This is a genomic window from Phycisphaeraceae bacterium, assembly GCA_019636795.1.
Lineage (GTDB): Bacteria > Planctomycetota > Phycisphaerae > Phycisphaerales > UBA1924 > JAHBWW01.
Genome location: JAHBWW010000002.1, coordinates 615,856 through 634,777 on the forward strand (window position 1 = coordinate 615,856; position 18,922 = coordinate 634,777).

At 60.8% G+C, this 18,922-nt stretch carries 19 protein-coding genes; 10 read left to right on the forward strand and 9 right to left on the reverse strand.

The features are described from left to right. Positions 1-31: 31 nt before the first annotated feature. A complete protein-coding gene (tsaB, locus tag KF757_05800; GenBank protein MBX3322485.1) occupies positions 32-712 on the reverse strand; it encodes a tRNA (adenosine(37)-N6)-threonylcarbamoyltransferase complex dimerization subunit type 1 TsaB in 681 nt (226 codons plus the stop codon). 33 nt (positions 713-745) lie between these two features. Then, positions 746-1,195, reverse strand: a complete 450-nt coding sequence (gene arfB, locus KF757_05805) for an aminoacyl-tRNA hydrolase (GenBank protein MBX3322486.1) — start codon at positions 1,193-1,195, stop codon at positions 746-748. Positions 1,196-1,255: 60 nt separating this feature from the next. Between arfB and KF757_05810 the strand changes: the two genes are divergently transcribed. Both KF757_05810 and KF757_05815 read left to right on the forward strand, forming a co-directional pair. Further along, on the forward strand, positions 1,256-2,125 hold the full coding sequence (locus KF757_05810) for a hypothetical protein (GenBank protein ID MBX3322487.1): 870 nt from the start codon (positions 1,256-1,258) through the stop codon (positions 2,123-2,125). Between the two features lie 239 nt (positions 2,126-2,364). Next, on the forward strand, positions 2,365-2,733 hold the full coding sequence (locus KF757_05815; GenBank protein MBX3322488.1) for an integration host factor subunit beta: 369 nt from the start codon (positions 2,365-2,367) through the stop codon (positions 2,731-2,733). Positions 2,734-2,803: 70 nt separating this feature from the next. Here the strand turns inward: KF757_05815 and nadA are convergent, their stop codons facing one another. Further along, positions 2,804-4,027: a quinolinate synthase NadA gene (nadA, locus tag KF757_05820; GenBank protein ID MBX3322489.1), complete on the reverse strand. Its 1,224-nt coding sequence runs from the start codon at positions 4,025-4,027 to the stop codon at positions 2,804-2,806. Positions 4,028-4,095: 68 nt separating this feature from the next. Further along, positions 4,096-4,437, reverse strand: coding sequence for a PilZ domain-containing protein (locus tag KF757_05825; protein ID MBX3322490.1), 342 nt, complete (start codon positions 4,435-4,437; stop codon positions 4,096-4,098). Positions 4,438-4,599: 162 nt separating this feature from the next. On the opposite strand from KF757_05825, the gene KF757_05830 reads away from it, so the two are divergent. Further along, on the forward strand, positions 4,600-5,646 hold the full coding sequence (locus KF757_05830) for a glycosyltransferase family 2 protein (GenBank protein ID MBX3322491.1): 1,047 nt from the start codon (positions 4,600-4,602) through the stop codon (positions 5,644-5,646). Here KF757_05830 and KF757_05835 read toward each other — a convergent pair. Both KF757_05835 and KF757_05840 read right to left on the reverse strand, forming a co-directional pair. Next, entirely contained in the window at positions 5,630-7,180 is a 1,551-nt protein-coding gene (locus KF757_05835; GenBank protein MBX3322492.1) for a glycosyltransferase, read from the reverse strand. The two genes, KF757_05830 and KF757_05835, sit on opposite strands and share 17 nt — an antisense overlap. After that, positions 7,177-8,277: a glycosyltransferase gene (locus KF757_05840; GenBank protein MBX3322493.1), complete on the reverse strand. Its 1,101-nt coding sequence runs from the start codon at positions 8,275-8,277 to the stop codon at positions 7,177-7,179. Before KF757_05840 ends, KF757_05835 begins: the two co-directional genes overlap by 4 nt. A gap of 148 nt (positions 8,278-8,425) precedes the next feature. On the opposite strand from KF757_05840, the gene KF757_05845 reads away from it, so the two are divergent. After that, entirely contained in the window at positions 8,426-8,980 is a 555-nt protein-coding gene (locus KF757_05845) for a hypothetical protein (GenBank protein ID MBX3322494.1), read from the forward strand. Between the two features lie 94 nt (positions 8,981-9,074). Next, a complete protein-coding gene (locus KF757_05850) occupies positions 9,075-9,710 on the forward strand; it encodes a peroxiredoxin (protein ID MBX3322495.1) in 636 nt (211 codons plus the stop codon). A gap of 23 nt (positions 9,711-9,733) precedes the next feature. On the opposite strand, the gene KF757_05855 is transcribed toward KF757_05850, so the two are convergent. After that, positions 9,734-10,480: a class I SAM-dependent methyltransferase gene (locus KF757_05855; protein MBX3322496.1), complete on the reverse strand. Its 747-nt coding sequence runs from the start codon at positions 10,478-10,480 to the stop codon at positions 9,734-9,736. A 6-nt stretch (positions 10,481-10,486) separates the two neighbouring features. After that, a complete protein-coding gene (locus KF757_05860; protein MBX3322497.1) occupies positions 10,487-11,788 on the reverse strand; it encodes a glycosyltransferase family 4 protein in 1,302 nt (433 codons plus the stop codon). A 370-nt stretch (positions 11,789-12,158) separates the two neighbouring features. Here KF757_05860 and KF757_05865 point away from each other — a divergent pair, with 370 nt between their 5' ends. Genes KF757_05865 through KF757_05875 form a run of 3 tightly spaced genes read left to right on the forward strand, consistent with a single transcriptional unit; the run spans position 12,159 to position 14,877 of the window. Further along, positions 12,159-12,782: a class I SAM-dependent methyltransferase gene (locus KF757_05865; GenBank protein ID MBX3322498.1), complete on the forward strand. Its 624-nt coding sequence runs from the start codon at positions 12,159-12,161 to the stop codon at positions 12,780-12,782. After that, complete coding sequence (locus KF757_05870; GenBank protein ID MBX3322499.1) at positions 12,779-13,597, forward strand: class I SAM-dependent methyltransferase; 819 nt, start codon at positions 12,779-12,781, stop codon at positions 13,595-13,597. Before KF757_05865 ends, KF757_05870 begins: the two co-directional genes overlap by 4 nt. Positions 13,598-13,608: 11 nt before the next feature. Then, a complete protein-coding gene (locus KF757_05875) occupies positions 13,609-14,877 on the forward strand; it encodes a glycosyltransferase (GenBank protein MBX3322500.1) in 1,269 nt (422 codons plus the stop codon). Here the strand turns inward: KF757_05875 and KF757_05880 are convergent. Then, entirely contained in the window at positions 14,869-16,665 is a 1,797-nt protein-coding gene (locus KF757_05880) for an HlyD family efflux transporter periplasmic adaptor subunit (GenBank protein ID MBX3322501.1), read from the reverse strand. The two genes, KF757_05875 and KF757_05880, sit on opposite strands and share 9 nt — an antisense overlap. Positions 16,666-16,783: 118 nt before the next feature. Between KF757_05880 and mqnB the strand changes: the two genes are divergently transcribed. After that, positions 16,784-17,473 (forward strand): futalosine hydrolase, encoded by a 690-nt coding sequence (gene mqnB / locus KF757_05885; protein ID MBX3322502.1) that lies wholly within the window; start codon positions 16,784-16,786, stop codon positions 17,471-17,473. Positions 17,474-17,626: 153 nt separating this feature from the next. After that, on the forward strand, positions 17,627-18,910 hold the full coding sequence (gene pilM, locus KF757_05890; GenBank protein MBX3322503.1) for a pilus assembly protein PilM: 1,284 nt from the start codon (positions 17,627-17,629) through the stop codon (positions 18,908-18,910). The last annotated feature ends 12 nt before the right edge of the window (positions 18,911-18,922 follow it).

Consider the following 18,922-nt stretch of genomic DNA (forward strand, 5'->3'; position numbering starts at 1 on the left):
AGTATGTTCACCCCGATACCACCACGTTTGGTTATTTGGAGCGGGTTTCTCGCCACCGAGTGACCGCTTCTGGCTCCCGCGCGTAGAGCGGCAAGACCACATCGGCAGGTGCGCCATTTGCTGCCAGGACTGCTACCGCAACGGGATCACAAGTCGGTGGACTGATCGGAACGCCGGCTGCGGAAGCCCATTCTCGGACCATCGGGGGCAGGAACTGATCCGCAATCACTTCGGTCGGCTTGCACGCCAGCAGCTCCTCGGACGACATGACCACGCCGGTCGGCTCGCCCGCGAAGTGCACATACATGCGCACGCCCTTGACCGCCAGGACGACCGCGACCCGTGCGGAAAGTTCCTGCTTCTGCTGCGCGCGCGTAGCGAACTGCACAAGTGCTGTCGGGATGCCGACGCACTCACCACCGCAAGCCTCAGCGATCATCATCGCTGTCGTACACGCCACACGCAGCCCGGTGTACCCGCCGGGCCCAATCGACACGCCGATGCGGCCAAGTTCTGCCGGTGCGACGCTGGCGGCCGCACAAAGTCGGTCGATCGCGGGCATGAGGTCATCATCGTGCCTGCCCGTCGCTCGAAGCCACTCGACGCCGAGGACTTCGACCAGGGATTCTTCTGTGCGCACAAGCGCGACCCCGGCTGCCGGGCGGTCGGTGCCTGATGATGGATTGCTGGTCTCGATGCCGAGGATGAGCACGGTGCAGTGTAGAGCCTGACCTCTGGGATGGTGCTACGAGTGATCCGGCTTGCGACGGCTCCGCTTGACATCGGATTGCCGCTTTTTTTCATCAATGCGACGTTCGATCGCCCAGCGCGGGGTGCGCGTGGCCCTGCGGGTGCGAGGCGGATTCATGGCTGTCACGAGCAGAATCCGCAACCGTGACAAGCATGATTCGCGGTTGCGCCGCTGCGATCGAAACTCGTCGGACGCGATCACCAACTCGCCGGCCTGTGTCATTCGACTGCCCGCCTGCTCGATCAACCGCCTCCGTGCGTCCTCAGCGATCGGCAGGTCCGTAACCCGAAGGCGCACCTGAGCCTTGGTCGCGCGTTTGTTGACATTCTGCCCCCCGGGGCCGGAACTGGCGACATAATCCACCCGCACCATGGCCGGATCGACGCGCACCCCGGGTGCGAGTTCGAGAAGTCCATCATCGGGAGTTGTGCCCGGCGTGTTCACCTCGTTATCGTTACGCTTGTCGCATTCAGCGGTCCACCCGCTCAGGAAGGAAGGTTCATCTTGCACCTCGTGCCTCTTGCTCTGGTCGCCCTTACTGGTTCAATCGCGCTTGCTTCACAGGATGATGCGCCGCCGAGCCCCTGGCAAAACCAGCCTCGCAACTCATGGACACTGTCGTTTGAACCTCGCATCTGGTACGCCGGACCGAGCGGCGACATCCGCTTCCCCGGCGGGACCGCGAGCGACGACAAGATCGACCTGGCCGACCTGAACAGCGATGACCCCCGAGTCACACCCTATGGCGAACTTCGCTTTCAACGCGGACGATGGCGTATCGAGATCGCGGGATCTGCCTTTGACGCTGACAACAGCAGCACCATCGCGACGACGCAGACACTCGGCAGTGTCGCGGTGTTCGCGGGAGAGCGAGCCAGACTCGACTTTGCTCACGCCTCGTTCGAAGCTCGGGCTTTGTATCGATTTTATCAGTACGTCGATGGTTCAACTGCTGATGGACGCGACATCGTCCAGTTCACAATCCACGCTGGGGGTGGCCTGCGGATCACACACATCGACCTCGATTTAGCAGTCATACCCACCGACCCCGCCCGTATCGGGAACGAAATTACATCGCTTTCTTATACCCATACATTTGCCGAGCCGATCATCGCGGCTTCGATGGGGTTGCAGGTCTATGAACGGTTCGACCTTCGCGTGGAAGGGACAGCGGGGTACTTCTCGACCGGGGACTCATCCTCGGCCAGTTTTAGCATCGAGCCCACCTTTGGGTGGTATCCTGTTGATAACCTGGGGATCGAAATCGGATATCGCATGCTGATTCATCGCATGGAAGATGGGAAGGATCCATCCCAGTTTGAGTGGAATGGCTCGATAGCAGGGCTTTTTGCGGGGGTCTCCGTACGTTTCTAGACCAAATGGACGAGATTCTCTCGATATCTCGCAAGTTCCGTGTTGACGGGAACCTACGATTGTGCGATACTGATTCTCGGGTTCGGTTGCTGGGGAGTTTCCGGACCCGCGCGGGCGTCGTCCGCCTCAAGCAATGAATTGTTTGAGCGTGATGGCGTGGGGATTGCTCGTCGCCCCGAATAGGCCGGTGCGAAGGGTGTTGTTGAGAAGACCTTTAGCAAGAATGCAGTGGGGAACGAATGGGAACTATCACAAAAAAAGACTTGATTGACCGCGTCGCCCTGACCACGAGGATCAAGCGCACTGTCGTCAAGAAGGCTGTTCAGGAGTTCCTCGACCAGATTGTCGAGGATCTCGGCAAAGGGCACAGGCTCGAGTTTCGTGACTTCGGCGTCTTCGAGATCCGCGAACGCGCGCCGCGAACCGCCCAGAACCCCAAGACGCTTGAACGCGTGAAGGTTCCCGCAAAGCGCACCATCAAGTTCAAGGTCGGGCGCAAGATGCGCGAAGCACTCGATGCCGGGTCGTCGAGCAATGGCGTGCCCGTGATCGAAGTCCGGACTCAATCGCTCAATAGCGTGAACCACACCAACAACTCATTGAACTGATCCGCAGGTTTGAGTCGCATGAGTGGGTCTGTAGTCGCCCCAAGCGTGGGCGTCGGTATTCGTTGGTGCATCAATCAATGTGCAGCGCGGGCGAGGCGCCCGAGAGGCTCAGCATGCGCTCGAGCGCGATGTTCGCCAGCGAACGCACATGCGGGTGCACCCGGATGACATTGCGTGCGATGGACGGGCCATCGGAATGATCCGCTCCGGTACCGATGCCGCACAGTCCATCGAGTACCCACAACAGGTGAGGCTCATCGATCCTGAACATGGTGGTACAGAGGCATTGGCAGTCGGAGAGGATGCGGACTCCGACCCCTCGCCCAGCCGCCTCGCGCGCGATGCGCAGAACAAGGTTGTGCTCGGTCCCGATTGCCCACTTCGAGCCTTGGGGGGCTGAGCGGATCGTGTCGATGATGAACTCGGTTGATCCCGCGAGGTCTGCCAGATCGACGACTTCTTTGCAGCACTCGGGATGGACGAGGATGCGTGTCGGCTCGGCACCGCTGGGGAGGGCTGCGTTTTCCTGATGGATTGCAGCACAGTGTTCGGGTCTGAAGAGTTTGTGGACCGAACAATGCCCGGCCCAGAGAATGACACGCGATTGGAGCAGTTCTTCCTCGCTCGCGCCGCCGAAGGGCTCGCCCGCCTGCGTCAGTTTCGGATCGTAGAGGCAGGTCTGCGTGCGTGCATCGAGCCCGAAGCGAACTGCGGTGTTGCGTCCGAGGTGCTGATCTGGCAGGAAGAGGATCTTGACGTCATCACCTTGCGACATTGCCCATCCGAACACGCGGTCGGCGTTGGAACTGGTGCAGCAGGAGCCGCCATGTTCACCGACAAAGGCTTTGATCGCTGCGGTGGAGTTGACGTACGTGATGGGAACAAGCGTGCCGGACCACCCTTGCCTGGCAAGAGAAGCAGTGATGGCGTCCCATGCGTGGACGGTTTGGTCGTGGTTGGCCATGTCGGCCATGGAGCAGCCGGCTGAGAGATCGGGCAGGATGACCTGCACCGATTCCGGGGTCAGGATGTCTGCGGTCTCAGCCATGAAGTGCACGCCACAGAACACGACGTAGCGGACATCGCGCTGGCGTGCGACGCGGGCGGCGAGCTGGCTGAGTTTGAGCGAGTCTCCGGTCAGGTCGGCGTGGCGAATGACACGATCGGTCTGGTAGTGGTGGCCGAGAATGACAAGATGCTCGCCGAGGCGGGCGCGACGATCGTCGATCGCGTCCTTCAGCGCGCTGTCTGACATTGATGTGTATCGCTCGGGGAGCGACGGTTGCCACAGCATGAAATCCACCTTTCCGCTCGAAGAAAGGGTAGGTTCGGAGTGAATGAAAGGCTGTGGAATTCAGGTGGTCAGGCGGCTGCGGTTTGCGGCTCGGAGGCTGAGGCGGCTTCCGCATTCTCAAACTGGACAGCCACGACCTGATGACGATCGAGCACCGCGCTCGACCGCACCACCCGAGCAGCAATCAAATCGCTGGCGCGAATCACCACGTCGCTCTCGTGTGGAAGGGCGACGGCGATCTCCTGACCTTCAGCCAGCGCATGAGGAGTCTGGACCGTCAACAGGAGCCCGCCTGGCGACTGATCGGTTGTGACCGCTGACAGATAGCGTCCTGTTCGGGGACAGCGCACCTTGCATTGAATTTCAGCGCAGTGCCTCGGATGCTTGCGACGTTCAGCGGGTGCGGTCATGAGACGGTCCCTCCATGGACTGAACGGTCTATCGGTCCAGGGGGCCTCGAAGGCATGAATAGGCGCAGGTCTGGCGCGATCGGCAAGAACTGCCGGGGTGATTTTGCGCAAGGGGTCTGATCGTCAAGTTTCGGGCAGGTGGGTCCCGATATGGGCGGGAGTATGACCATCTGTGCAAGCATTGTGATTCCGACGTGCGGGCGAGTCGAGAAGTTGAGAGAGTGCATCAGGCTGCTGGGGAGGCAGAGCATTCCTTCGAGTTCGTTCGAGGTGCTCATCGGCGTGGACGGGCAGGTGAGCGGGCTGGAGGAGCGCTGCCGCAGCGCGTGGACCGGCCCGGCTGAGCACCTGCACTTCACCCAGGGGCCCAAGCGGGGTCAGGCGTGGGTCCGGAATCAGTTACTCCGGCAGGCGCAGGGCGAAACGCTGATCTTCCTCAACGACGACATGAGACCCGAGCCGATGCTTGTTGCTGCTCATGTGCGCGCGCAGGCAAGCCTTTCGACACCAAGTCAACCCACGATCGTGATTGGAGATTCGCCCTGGATCGAGAGTGACCCTGATCGGCTGTTCGATCGGTTGGTGCGTGATACCTCGATGGTGTTTTTCTATGACCAGATGCGCGATGCGCCCGATGCGCTCGATCGAGACTGGGGCTTTCGGCACGCGTGGATGCTCAACCTTTCGATTCCAAGGCGGGCGGTTGAAGCGGTCGGAGGCTTGACAGAGTTTCCCAGCACGTATGGATTTGAAGATGATGAACTGGCGTGGCGGCTTGCCCAGCGATTCGGGTCTGAGGTGCGCTACCGCCCGGATGCGGTGGCGTGGCACGACCATCGCTACGAGCCAATGGAGTATCTGACACGCGAATATCGGCTCGGGTACGCAGCCCTTGGATTCGCAGCGATGGCTCCCGAGTGTGCGAGGGCGTTGTTCAAGCGCGATCTGCTTTCGCCGGCTGAGCGTGCGTATACGGAAGCGTTCGTCGAGCGCGAACAGTCCGGTGCCCAGCGAGCGCTAGGTTCGTTCCTGCAGACCGCGAGCATGCCAGGCGCATTTGTCGATGGGCCATTCTCGCGAGAACTGCTCGATGTGTGCTACAGCCAGCACCTGCCACTGAAGCGCTGGTGCTGGCGATCGGGCCTGCTCGATGCGTTGCGCGGTGAAGCCGAGCGGGCCGATACGCCTCGAGTCATGCTGGCTGCTTGATTGGATGATCCGCAGCATAGAGGCGGTGGACGCTGATTCCCTGGCGCTCGTACACATCGCGACGTGCCCAGAGTACCTCTTCGTGCAGATACGAACTGAGCACCACATCGGTCGCGCCGGTAGCCTGTGCCTGCGCAGGAAGCACGACAGGAAAGCGAAGCGGATCGGGAGAGCGCGCAGCCGAGTCGTCGTCAGCAAAGCCGACAATGCGAGCCGGAGAGGAGAGAATGGTGCTCATGAGTGCTCGCGTGTGCGCTCCGCAGCCATGGATGAGGATTGCTCGACCCGCCAGCGAATGCAGGATGCGAGCAAGGCGATTTTCGGCGTCGGCAGGAACGGAGGCCGGGCGAGTTCGGTCGTGAAAGATGATGGGCATTGCTGCCTGGGCGGTTATTGGGGGGTCAGTTGCAGCGCGGCCGAGTTCTTCGATGGCATGGCGAACCATGGTTTTGATTGAGAAGTGCGCGAGTGCGCGAGCGTGAGCGGCTCGCCCAGCCGCATCGAGATCGCGTGCCAGCAGCGATTGCACTGCGCATGTCAACGCTTGGGCTGTGGTCGCATCGTCATCCTCGGGAGAAGCATCTGCCAAGCAGCCGCACGAACCGTCGCCGATCAGGTCGCTCGCGCCCGATGGTGTCCTGGTGATTGCGAGCGCGCAGCCTTGCGCCATGGCTTCGAGTGCCGACAGACTCAAGCCTTCGATGCGTGAAGGGAGGACGAAAACATCGCTCGCGGCAAGCGCGGCTGCGACGTCATGCGGCGAGTGCACCCCCAGCAGCCGGAGTGAAGCGCGTGAAGCCGCGGCTGCTTGAAGCGTGCTGAGTGCAGGGCCATCGCCGATGATGGTGAGTCGGTGCGCAATTGCCATCTGCGTCAGCGCGTCAGACAGAAGCGGGAGTGCGCCGGTGCGTTTGATGGCATCATCGAGGCGCCCGGTATAGACGAGTTCGATGGGGCGGCCATTGACAGGTCGCCGCCGTGGCCGAGAGAGCGGAACATCAACCGCATTGGGTACGCAGGCGACACGATCGGCGCAGGTTGGAAGCGAGCGGCGCATGTGATCGCAGAGCCATTGACTGACGCCGATGATGCGCGACATGCTCGGCCCGAAGACGCGGAAGATCTCACGCTCGTAGGGCATGGGCGAGTGTCGCCAACCGACGAGACGAACCCGAGCAGGATCGTCTTGCGCGAGTGCAGCGCAGACGCCAAAGCAGTCGGCATCGCGTGTAGGGATCAAGAGAACGGGGCCTAGCCCTTTGAGCGAGATTGCATTGATGGCGTCGCGATAGGCATTGGTCACGCTCTTGAGTTGTCCAGCGAGTGATTGAGGCGAAGGAAGATCGGGGCGATGAATTGCGTTGACGCCGGGGTGCAGTTTCAGCGGCACGCTGGCGTGGTGATCGATGGCTCCATGAATGAGGAGCGTAACCGGACGGCGCTCGGCTGCGAGAGCATTGGCAAGCGTGATGGCCCATGTGGTTACGCCGCCAATCGATGCGCCCTGCGGAAGAATGATCAACACGGGATTCATGCTGCCATACCTCGAAGACTCAGTCGGCCCGCATCGAGTATGCGCGATGCGCGGGCTGTGTAACTCAGGCGGCGAGCCAGAGCGAGTCGCGAGGCGCGACCTGTTGCGTCGCAGGCAGACTCGAGCGCCAGCGAAATCGCACGGGCAAGCGAAGTTGCGTCATCGGGCTCGAACCAGATGAACATGCTTTCGGGCACGGCACGCACCAGCGCAGGAATGCTCGACGCCACGATTGGCGGCCCCGAAGCGAGATACTCACCAAGTTTGACCGGGCTGGTCCAGTCTTTCGAGACTTCGCGCGCCGAGGGTGGCAGAAGCAGAACATCGGCATGCTGGACGAATGGCGGCACCTGGGCGTGCGCGAGCAGGCCATGCAAATGCACGTTTGTCAGTCCGCGCGACGTGATCGTGCGCTGATGGCGGGCGATGTCTTCGGGCAGGCCTCCGACGAGGTGAAACGACGCCCGCGGGAGCAGGGCGGCTGCTTCGATGACTGTCGGAATTCCCTTGTAGTCGTAGAGGTGACCGCTGTAGACGATGTTCGGGCCGGGACTCTCAAATGGCGAGGGCGCGTGGCGTGTGAAGAGTTCGAGATCAACGCCATCGGGCACGACATGGACTCGGCCAGGCTCTGCGCCGCGCTCGATGAAATGGTCGCGCAGGATCGGAGCGATGGTGATGATGGCACGCATGGCAGGAGTCGCGCGCGTGGCAGCGAGCGTCTGATCGAGCAAGCCGTTTTCGACGCCAATATGCGCGTGCGTCTCGACGATGGACGGAAGCCCGCAGGCCGACGTGAGCAACGGAGCCCAGAAGTTGCGCCCATAGACCGCGTCGCATTGATCGGCGAGAATGGTGCGGGCAGCCCATCGCCCGAATGATTCATCGTCGGGCTCGCCTGGGCAGGTCACCCAGTGCACGTGCGACTCGTGATAGGTTCGGGCAGGATCGGCACCGTGAGCATCGGCCGCAGGAGCGAGTGTGTAGAGGCGCACATCGTGTCCCAGTCGCGCGAAGCCGCCAGCTGTCTTGATGACGTTGATAGCGTGAGCACGCAAGGATCCGGGCTGAATCTGGCTGACAACCGCAAGTCGCATGTGGATCATGGATCGGCATTTGGTGGCCTGAGTCTCCAAGTCGAGTTGAAGTGCGCGTAGCGCAGATTTTGCGCATGCCACTGCGACCGCCGGCACGATGTGGCACAAGCATGCGAGATGCCGATGCACACATTCGGGAGGGCTCTTCATGACCAAGCCGATGGTCTTCGGAATCGGGCTGAGCAAGACAGGCACCCACACACTCAACGAGTGCCTTGAGGCCCTTGGCTATCGCAGTGTGCATTACCCTGATCCAGCGATCATGAATGCGCGGCAGTTCGAGAAGGTGCTGACGGGGTATGACGCAGCGACGGATATCAGCGTTTCGGCGTACTTCCGCGAACTGGACCATGTGTTTCCGGGCAGTCGATTCATCCTGACGACGCGCGCGATCGGCGCATGGGTGCGAAGTATCGAGGATCATCTCCGCCGTCGCGAGCACGAACTGGCCCTGCCCGACTGCCCCAAGGCAAAACTTCGAGAGATTGTCTATGGCTCACGCGCATTCGATCGCGCGACGTACATCGTTGCATACGGGCGGCATGTGCAGAATGTGCGATCATACTTTGCGGGGCGCGACAGTGACCTGCTTGAAATTGACATCTGCGCGGGCGAAGGGTGGGAGAAATTGTGCCCATTTCTCGGCGTAGCGCAGCCTCGCGACGACATGCCTTGGCAGAACCGCACACGCGTTGCCTCCTGATTCCTGCGGGCGCGACTGAAACGATCAGAGATCCGCTTGATCGCCAATAATCCCTTGCTCACCCGAGATCCGGGCAAGAGACAAGGAGGCAGCCATGAGTTTGCACATCGGAAGCGTCGCGCCAAATTTCACGGTCGAAACTACGCAGGGTCCGCTCACGCTGTACGACTATCTGGGCAATTCCTGGGGCATCCTGTTCAGCCATCCGGCAGACTTCACGCCCGTGTGCACGACCGAGCTGGGTGCTGTGGCCAAGCTCAAGCCAGAGTTTGATCGTCGCAATGTCAAAGTGCTCGGGCTGAGTGTCGATGCGCTCAAGGATCATGAAGCGTGGAGTCGTGACATACAGGAGACGCAAGGCGCGGCTCTCAACTTTCCGCTGATTGCGGATAAAACACGCGAAGTCTCGAATCTGTACTCGATGATCCCGCCCGCAGCAGCCGACAACATGACTGTGCGCTCGGTGTTCATCATCGGGCCCGACCGCAAGATCAAACTGATGCTGACCTACCCGGCGAGCACGGGGCGGAACTTCGACGAGATCCTGCGCGTGATTGATTCGCTGCAACTGACCGCCAATTACAAGGTCGCGACGCCGGCCAACTGGAAGCAGGGTGAAGATTGCATCATTGTTCCGGCGGTTAGCAATGATGAAGCACAGCGGCTGTTCCCCAAGGGGTTCAAGGAGATCAAGCCGTACTTGCGCACCACGCCACAGCCGAACAAGTGAGTGATCGGCGCGAGGCTGCGGACCTAGGCGACACTGGCCAGGACTGCATGGCACCCGAACGCCGATCGCGGCGCGAGACGCAGGCGGTAGGCGAGTTCGGACATCGCACCGGTGTGCATTGGAGCGTCATCCTTCGGGTAGAGTCTCGAAGCGTGCACGCTGAACCCGCGCGAGCGCAGGAAATCGATGAACTCTCGTCTTGCCCATTCGCGAACGTGCTCGGGCTTCTCACTTCGGCAACAGTCGCGGCCTCGTTCGCGCGAACGATCGGGCGTCGAGAAGATCACCAGCCCCCCCGGCGCGAGACATTGCTGAATCAGGTCCAGCATCGGGTCGGGATCCATGAGATGCTCGATCACATCGGCACACACGACCAGGTCGAACGGCAGTTCGGGCATGTAGATCGGATTTTCGAGATCGACGACGACAAACTCGCCAGGACGCTCCAGATCGTGACACATGCGCACGGCTGAAGTTTGATCGAGCCCGACGATGTGAGCCCCCGTTGGAGCCAGAAGCTCGGCAAGCTTAGTTGCAACTCCACAGCCAACATCAAGTACACGGTCGAGGCGGGCACGACGAACGATGCTGGCTGCCCAACGGTAGACGTGATACTGAAACTTCCCGCTCGCCGCAACGCGCCATGGCGCCCAGTACTCCTGGCCATCGCGGTTGACATCGTCCGTGAGATTGGCTGCCTGCTGAACGTACTGCCTGGGCAGACAGAAGCGCGTCGGGTCGGCAAGATGAGTGTTCGAAGTCGTAGTCATGGCATTTCAGGCAGCGGATGTCAGCGAGGACACTGAGCGGACAATCGCGTCTTCAACAGATTGACGCTGATGATCGGGAATGCGGCTGAGCATCTCTTTGAGTGATGACCGCCATGCGGTGGCGATGTGCTCCGGGTCCTGATGCAGCAAAAGCGGGTTCCAGCGTACAACGCCACGGTCAAGATCGCACCTGTTCGACGCAAGACGGCAAGCGGCCTTATGTGCTTCAATTTCGAGTTCCGCGATGCGATCAAGACCGTATCGAGATCGAACCTGCTCGGCAGCGCACGCCCCGATCTGTTGTCGCCAGCTGGTGTCTTCGAGCAATCCGGCCAGCGCGTAGGCAAATGTCTCGGGCGCTCCAGGCACACGCACACCGGTTACACCATTTTCGATCACACACCCCAGCCCCGGCGCATCGGCGACAATGCACACGCATCCGGTGCTCATCGCTTCGAGCACACTCTTGGGATGACCTTCAAGAGCACTGGCCTGAAGATACATAGAGGCCTTGCTCATGCGCGCCAGGACCTCGCGATGCGCAAGTCGAGGCTTGAAGATCACGCGAGCGTTCAGTTCCATGGCGAGCGAGCGCAAGGCCTGCTCTTCCGGCCCTTCGCCGATGATTTCGAGAGTCAGAGGCGGATCGGGCGGCAGATCAGCCACCGCACGGATCAACGCGTCGACGCGCTTGCGCGCCACCAGCTGCCCCACATACAGCAGCAGGTTCGGGTCGCGGTCTTCAGCATCGATGATCGGATAGTCCGCCAACACAAAGTTGGGAATCACACGCACATGATCAGTGTCCAGCCCATCGCGCCAGCACAGGTCATCAACGATCGTTTGCGTTGTGCCCACGACAAGATTGGCCGCTCCGATCACCGTCTGTTCGATGAGTCCGGCATTCACAGTTCGGTATGACCCCGGGCCGAACTCATGAGCGAGAAACTGTGACCGAAGATAGCCACAGCGAGCAATCAGCGTCACAGGCTTGCGCTGGCGTCGCAAGGACGACGCAAGCACACAGGCCGCCCCGGCATCGTCCATCTGATTCGTCTTGATGACAACATCTGCAAAGGGCCCAAGTTGTGCAAACCTTTCGGGAAGGCTCGCCGCGTAACGCAAACTGTCGAGTCCATCGCGATTGACGATGCATGAAACCTTTGGCCCCAGGGCCTGAGCGATGCTCTGATCGCGATTATCACCATGTGACACGACGACGATGCGTTCGTAGTAGGGCGCAAGACGGTCGTAGAGTGCCCACTCGCGTTCGAGCAAGCCTTGCCGCTGCCACTCGAAAAGGGACATATCCCGAGACATCGTGAACAACAAAGTATGTGCGATGGTTTCGGTCATTTGAAGTCTCGTGTACAAATCGTCAAGCCCGTCATTGCAGTGGTTCGATATCGCGTTCATGGCCCACCAACTTGCCCAACCCACGCTTGGCGTACCAAGCCCCATCTCCGCATCCCGCCTCAATGGGGACCAGCCTCTGTCTTCGGACGAGAGACAGGCCTATCTGCACTATCACAGGCAGCGCAACACCCTCAATCGGGCACTATCAAAAAGAGCCCGAATCCGCACCCGTGCCCAACCTGCCTTCAAGCATGGCTTCTCGGACCTTGCCTCGCCTTCACGTGCCGCGCTGGATCGCTTTGTTGAATGGGCTGCAACGCGGATGCATCGCACGTGGGGCGAGCGGACCATTCGTGTGCTCGATATCGGATGTGGGTCAGGTTACTCGGCGTTGCTGCTTGAGCGCGTGGGGCTGCGAGGGCGATATGTCGGACTGGATCACGCCGAGCATCCGCGTTTCGGGGGGATGCAATGCGCAGCATTTGCGCGTGAACTGATCGTCGGGGATGTGCATCGCATCGACCTGACTGATATAGAGCCTTTTGATCTTGTGCTGTCGATGACCTCTCTGGAGCACTTCGAGAACGACGCCGGGGCGCTCGAGCGCATTCGTCTCGCAGCCGGGCCCGGAGCTGCCGAGTTGCATGTCGTGCCTGCCGAAGACGGGCTGCGCCTGTGGGAGGCGCACGGATGGAGGCAGTACAGCGCCGGGTGTGTCGCGAGTCTCTGCCCGGCAGCGGAAATCTACCGCATTGGAGGATGGGCCTCAGCCATGCTGCACCACACCATGATTACACGATCAATGCATCGCGGACGCGATGGTCGTGACCGGAGGCCCAATCTGTACATGGGCCTGCGATCAATCGCGCTGAAACTCGATCAACTCATGGGCAATCATCCCGCATCGCTGTACGCCGCCGTCACCTGGCCGGAGAATTCGCGATGAGCAGTGCGGTCATGATTCATCGCCGGGGCAGGCTCGAGATGTACTGCCGCGGCGCGGACACGCCGGAATACTGGGAAGATCATTGGAAGCAGCACCCGCCTCAGATGATGACCGGCATGGGTGTCTATGTCGGGTTTCGCTGGGCGATCGAGCGGTACATGCCGCGCGAAGGGCTGATCGTCGAAGCCGGATGTGGCAACGGAAACACAGCGCGCACGATTCGTGCTGCCGGGTATGACATTGAGTGTCTTGATTTCGCCCCCAAAGTCATCGCGGCTAATCTGGCCATTGATCCTGCCGGTCGCTATCGCGTTGGAGATGTGCGCGAGATGCCATATTCATCGGGGGTGCTCGCGGGATATATCTCGCTGGGCGTAGTCGAACACTTTGACGACGTAACGCGAAGGCAGATCCTGCGCGAAGCTGCTCGATGCCTGATGCCGGGTGCGACTGCGCTGATCACTGTCCCCCACTACAACATGCTCCGTCGAGCGCGCTTCGGCCTGCTGGGTCGAGGCACAATCCCCACTGATCTTGCTCTATATCAGTACTTTTTCTCGCGCAGAGAGATCGAGGCCGAGGTGCGCGCGGTCGGGCTCGAAATCGTTGCCAGCGACGGATATGACGCGTACAAGGGAATCAAGGACACGATCGGCGGCAAGGGCTTGCTTGATCGAATGCGATCGGGCAGCCGACACATGGGCCGACTTGTAGATCACCCGCCCTCGATTGTGCGTCGCGCGTGCGGGCACATGCTGCTGATCGTGGCACGCAAACCCGCCTGCCTGGATATCAGCCTGAAGTCCGCTGCATGAGGAGTCTTTCGATGATTCGCGACAAGGACAACGGCGTTTCGGTCGTTCTGCCCGTTTCAGAGGTCGAGCCGGAGGTCTTGCAGAGCGCGCTCGAGAGCATGTGCGAACAGTCGCACGAGAATCTTGAGGTTCTTCTCGTACTCAATGGCTCTGACCGTGCAACACGCCAGGCAGCACACGAGCTTGCTGCTGGTGATCGCCGCACGCGAGTCCTCGAACTTGAACACGCCAGCCTTGCCGCGGCGATCAATCTCGGACTGAGGCAGGCTTCACACACGTTGGTTGCGCGCATGGACGCCGATGACTGGAGCCACCCGCAGCGGATCGAACAGCAATATGAACGCATGATCGATAATCCGTCGCTTGCTGCGCTCGGGACGGCATACGAGATTGTCGGTCCAGATGGCCAACGCTATGGAGTGATGACGCCACCGACCGATCCGGCCGAAGCACGCTGGAGGCTTCTGATTTCAAATCCATTTGCCCACGGTTCGATGATGTTGCGGCGTGACGCCGTGCTGGCACTGGGCGGATACGACGAACGCTTCGAGCGAGCCCAGGACTACGAGTTGTGGGTGCGACTCAGCGGCCGCGGCGCGCGTAGCGGTGTGTGCGCCACCTCGGAGGTGTTGTACACCCTGACACGATCGGAGGCACAAGGCGCCTTCGGGGCGACGCCGATGCAGGCCGAATTCGCAGCCAAAGTCATGACCCAGGCATGGAATGGACTGGCACAAGGCGACGCGATGGCACTGGAGTCCATCATCGCGCAGATCGCCCGGCGGAGTCAGGCCACCGAAGCCCGAGGAGCACTCGAAATGCGCTTGCGCGAGCAGGGGCCTACGAGTTCAGATTTGCTTGCGTGGCTCTGGACCGCCTGGACCACACCAGCGTCGAGCGCGCGGGCATTCGACATCGCGCGAGGCTCTCGCGTCCGTGAAGTGGCGCGGTCTATGCAGGCCAGCGGCGTTGATGCCATCTCCCTTTGGGGTGCTGGCACGCACACTGCATGGCTGCTCGACCATCAGGCCGATCTCGGCATTTCGATCATCGGGATAGTTGATGACGCGCTGCACGGTTCGAAGCGATTCGGGCGGCCCATCGACCACCAGGATACGCTCAAGCCCGGCTCGCATGTGCTTCTCTCGAGCGATTGGCACGAGGATGCGTTGTGGAGTGCGTCGGCCCGTGCACGAGCGCGCGGCGTTCATGTGTGGCGACTGTATGGCGAACCGCAAAGCTCGATCCCGATCGCCAAGACCAACCGCCGGTCAGCGTGAATCCTGACCCTCGGTCGGTGTTGCTGTGTTCTGAGCGCTTTCTGAAACAGGCTTGGCCCCGTCTGCCGAGTCGGTACTCGCCTTGCTGGCAGCATCCTGACTTGCGGGTTTCGCACTCGATCCATCCGTTGGTGCACGACGCGGCATCGGCGGCATGCCGGGCGTGCCTCCGTTGGCCCCCATGCGGGCCGGAACGGGCGCCACGGGCGAACCGGTTTCGTCCATCGTGTAACCCGCAGCGAGAAGTGACGATTCGCTCCAGGGCTCCATCAGCACCTCGCCCGGAGTCGGGCTGCGCAGCAGGACCCGCGCCCCGGCATCAAGCCCCGAAAGGATCTCCGCTCGAGTGTCCGAGCGCCGACCGATCATCACCGGCACGCGAGTAAACTTCACCCCGCGACTCATATAGACATACGTCACCGCACCATCGATGAACACTGCCTGAATCGGAACATTGACAACATCATCGACGCGCCCGAGCTGGATGCGCGCTTCGCAGCGCATGCTCGGCTTTAAGAGATCTGTATCCTGCCCGGGGTTGAGCACGACACGCACGGTGTACTCACGGCGGTTCGGATCGCGCCATCCCCCGCCCTCTGCCATCACCCCAATGCTCGCCACGACACCCGAGAAAACCTGCTGCGCAATGGCGTCGATCTGGATCGTGGCCGACTGTCCTGGGCGAACTCGACCCGCCAGGCTCTCGTGAACCCGAACGCGTGCGACCATCTCCGACACATCCGGAAGCACAATCAGCAGGTCGTTGGGTGCGACATTGCGCCCGACTTGCAAGGGCCCCTCGTTGGACATGCGAAAGTTGTCAGACTGCACTGTTGAGCCGTACACAACCAGCCCCGTCGATGGCGCAACGACCGTACACGCAGCAAACTGCTGACGTAAGTCGGCCAAGCGCTGCTCACGACGACCGACCTGTCGCTCACGATTGGCGACCGTCGCCTGGCGCGAGGTGATGTTGATCTCGTTTTCCTGTCGTACGCGATCAAGTTCAGCAATGGCTTCATCCAGATCCGACTGCTTCTGCTTTTCGTCGCGAGGATACTGATACTCCTCGTAGACGCGCTGTGCAAGAATTGCCTTTTCCTGGTCAGCCTTGGCGTTGATGAAAGCGATCAGATCGAGGTCGCGCTCATCCTGACTGATGAACTTGCGCTCGAGCAGTTCCTCGCTTCGCATGAACTTGGCTTCAAGGCGTTCGACCTGCCGTTCCGCCTGCTCGATCGCGAGTTGCTGATCCTTGCGTGTGCGCTCAACCTCGCCCGAGAGCCATTGCTTGAGTGAAAGGTCGGCAAGGACAATCTCGAGTTCGGCCTTGCGCAGGCGCGACTCGTTTTCACTGCGCTGAATTTCCAAAGCCGTCTGGGCTGCCATCAGCTCGGCCTGCGCCTCCGCCAGCGCGAGTTCCTCGGTCACAATGTCATCTTCAATTGTGTCGCTGTTCAGACGGACCAGCACATCGCCAGCCCGAGCGATCGAACCCTCGGGCACGATCTCGACGATTGTCCCCATTTTGAGCAACTGGCTTCGCATTTCGATGCGGTTCTTGGCCTCAAGTTCGCCCGTAGCCAGAGTTGTGATCTCGAACGTCCCGCGTTCTGCCGCCACAAGTTCCGTGGTCGATGCTCTGGCACCCTTGGCTTCATCGTCACCAGCAAGCAGCATCCAAGTGCCCACGACAAGACCAAGAAGAACGATCGACACCACCACCATCGTGAGTGTGCCGCCCCTTCTGGAAAGTCCGCTCATGCGCTGCGCAAGGATCGAGTTCATATCAGTCTCCCGTGCGACCCGGCCCGACACATGATTCCTACCGTTCCGCTGCGATAAAGTTGATTCATTTTCACGCCTGATTGATAGGCGCACGCCCTGCTGAACGGCGTTCCTTGTTATGCCAAACACTCCAAACACCCTCCTTATTGCAGTCCCAAGCGACATCGAATGGCGTGCCCTCTGGCCTGAGATGCCGTTTGTGCTCTGGAAGGCCCAAAAAATCGGTAAGTATTGCGACGCCGTTCTGACCGGAATAGGCAAAGCCAATGCCGCCGCGGGCACTGTTGCCGCGTTCGATCCAGCACGCCACTGCGGATTCATCTCTATCGGAATTGCAGGCTCGCTCCCAACATCGGGGTTGGCACTCGGCGACGTCATCGCTGCCAGCGCAAGTGTCCTAGCAGATGAGGGTATTGACACGCCGACCGGTTATCAGACCTGTGCAGCGATGGGTTTTGCACAGATCGGCGAAAGCGATACTGCTGATGGGCATAGGACCTGGGTCGAGTTCCTCGCAGAGCGCGGTTGCAGCGTCGGAGTTGTTGCGACAGTTTCCACCTGTTCTGGGACTGACGCGCGAGCGAACGCGATCGTTCGCCAATTCAGCGCACGGGCAGAAGCCATGGAAGGTGCGGCTGTGGGATTGGCCGCGTTCCGCCTCGGCGTTCCCTTTGTTGAAGTGCGCGTCGTCAGCAACACGACCGGGGACCGCGATCGGCAAGTCTGGCAGATGCAGGCAGCCCTTGATCGCTTGGGGTCTGTCGCCCAGTTGGTGTTTGACTTGCCGTGCGCACATGATCGGACCTGACGCCCAGTTCTGTCTGGTGCGGTCGTGCAGTTCAGCGAGCGCAGCGAATCGGGGGGATTGGGTGAATCGGTAAATCGTGCGGGCTAACGCGTCGATGGGTTGAAGGCCGGGAAGTATGCATCTTCCCTGTCTGGACCTGGAGAGGTGTTTGCTATGCGCAAGAAGAGTCTGAGTTCCCTGCAAGCGGTCCACAGTCATGCGTTGCCAGTCGCGATCGACTTCGGAGCCAGCGCGCTGCGACTGCTCCAGATCGCCGCAGGTGAGCCTCCGCGACTGGTCGCAGCGGCGCAGATCGAAGTCCCAGACGAGTTACTGGCCGATCCTGCTGCCCGCCTTCGTTTTCAGATCGACTCATTGCCCAAACTGGTCAAGAAGAGCAAGTTCACGACCAAGCGGGCTGTGTTCATGATTCCATCCGGGCAGATCTTCTGCAAGCACATGCAGTTTCAACTGAGCGAAGGTGTAGACGTTGAATCGCTGCTTCGCGCGACGCTGCCCACGCAGGTCGGATGCGACTATGAGTCGCTGGTATGCCGACATGTCACCGTCAATGAGGGCAATCGCGGCGGCAAGTCCGAGGTCATCTGCATGGCGGCCAGCCGCGAACTGGTCGGACGCCTGATGCAGGCGATCAAGGTCTCGCATCTGGAACCCGTGGGCGTACACAGCCCGTTTCAGGCTGCGATTCGCGCATTCTGGGGGATCAATCGCCGGGCTGAGGACTTGTCGCGCACAACGCTGTATGTCGATCTGGGCTATGGCGGAACCAATGTGCTCATCGCCGAGGGCGAGAACCTTGTGTTCGCGCGAACAGTTGAACTGAGCGGCTTGCACATGGATCAAGCCATCGCCCAGCAGGCGCGCGTGAATCTGCACGACGCCCGTGCACTTCGGCGGCGCATCATGATGGAGCAGCCGTCGACGGCGCCGAAGACAGCGGCTACAGGAGGTGAAGGACTTGCCATGCTCACCGCCGCGCTGTCAGCTGCAAAGCATGATTCATCTGACGCGACCGAGGCTCAATCGCAGACCGATGCTGTCGCCGTTGCCGAGGAACGCCGCATGGGGCAGAAGAACGCACCGGGGCTCGGCAGCGAAGTTGCGCCAGCACCTTCGAGGACGGTCTTTCCGCCGGGCGTGAACCTCAAAGAGCAACTGGAGATCCTCACCGACGAGATCCAGATGTGTGTGCGCTATCACAAGAGCATGTTCCCGAATCGCCCGATCGAGCGAGCGATTTTCTTTGGCGGCGACGCACGCCAGCCGTGGCTCTGCCAGCATCTGGCACGCGGGCTGCGAATGGCAGTGCAGGTCAGCGACCCGATCGGCAGCCTGACTCGCAGCGGCAGCGAAACAACCATCGGCGTGAACTTCGGCGAGCCGCAGCCAGGCTGGACTGCGGCGCTTGGGATGTGCCTCAGCCCGACCGACCTGTAATTGGAGACTGAT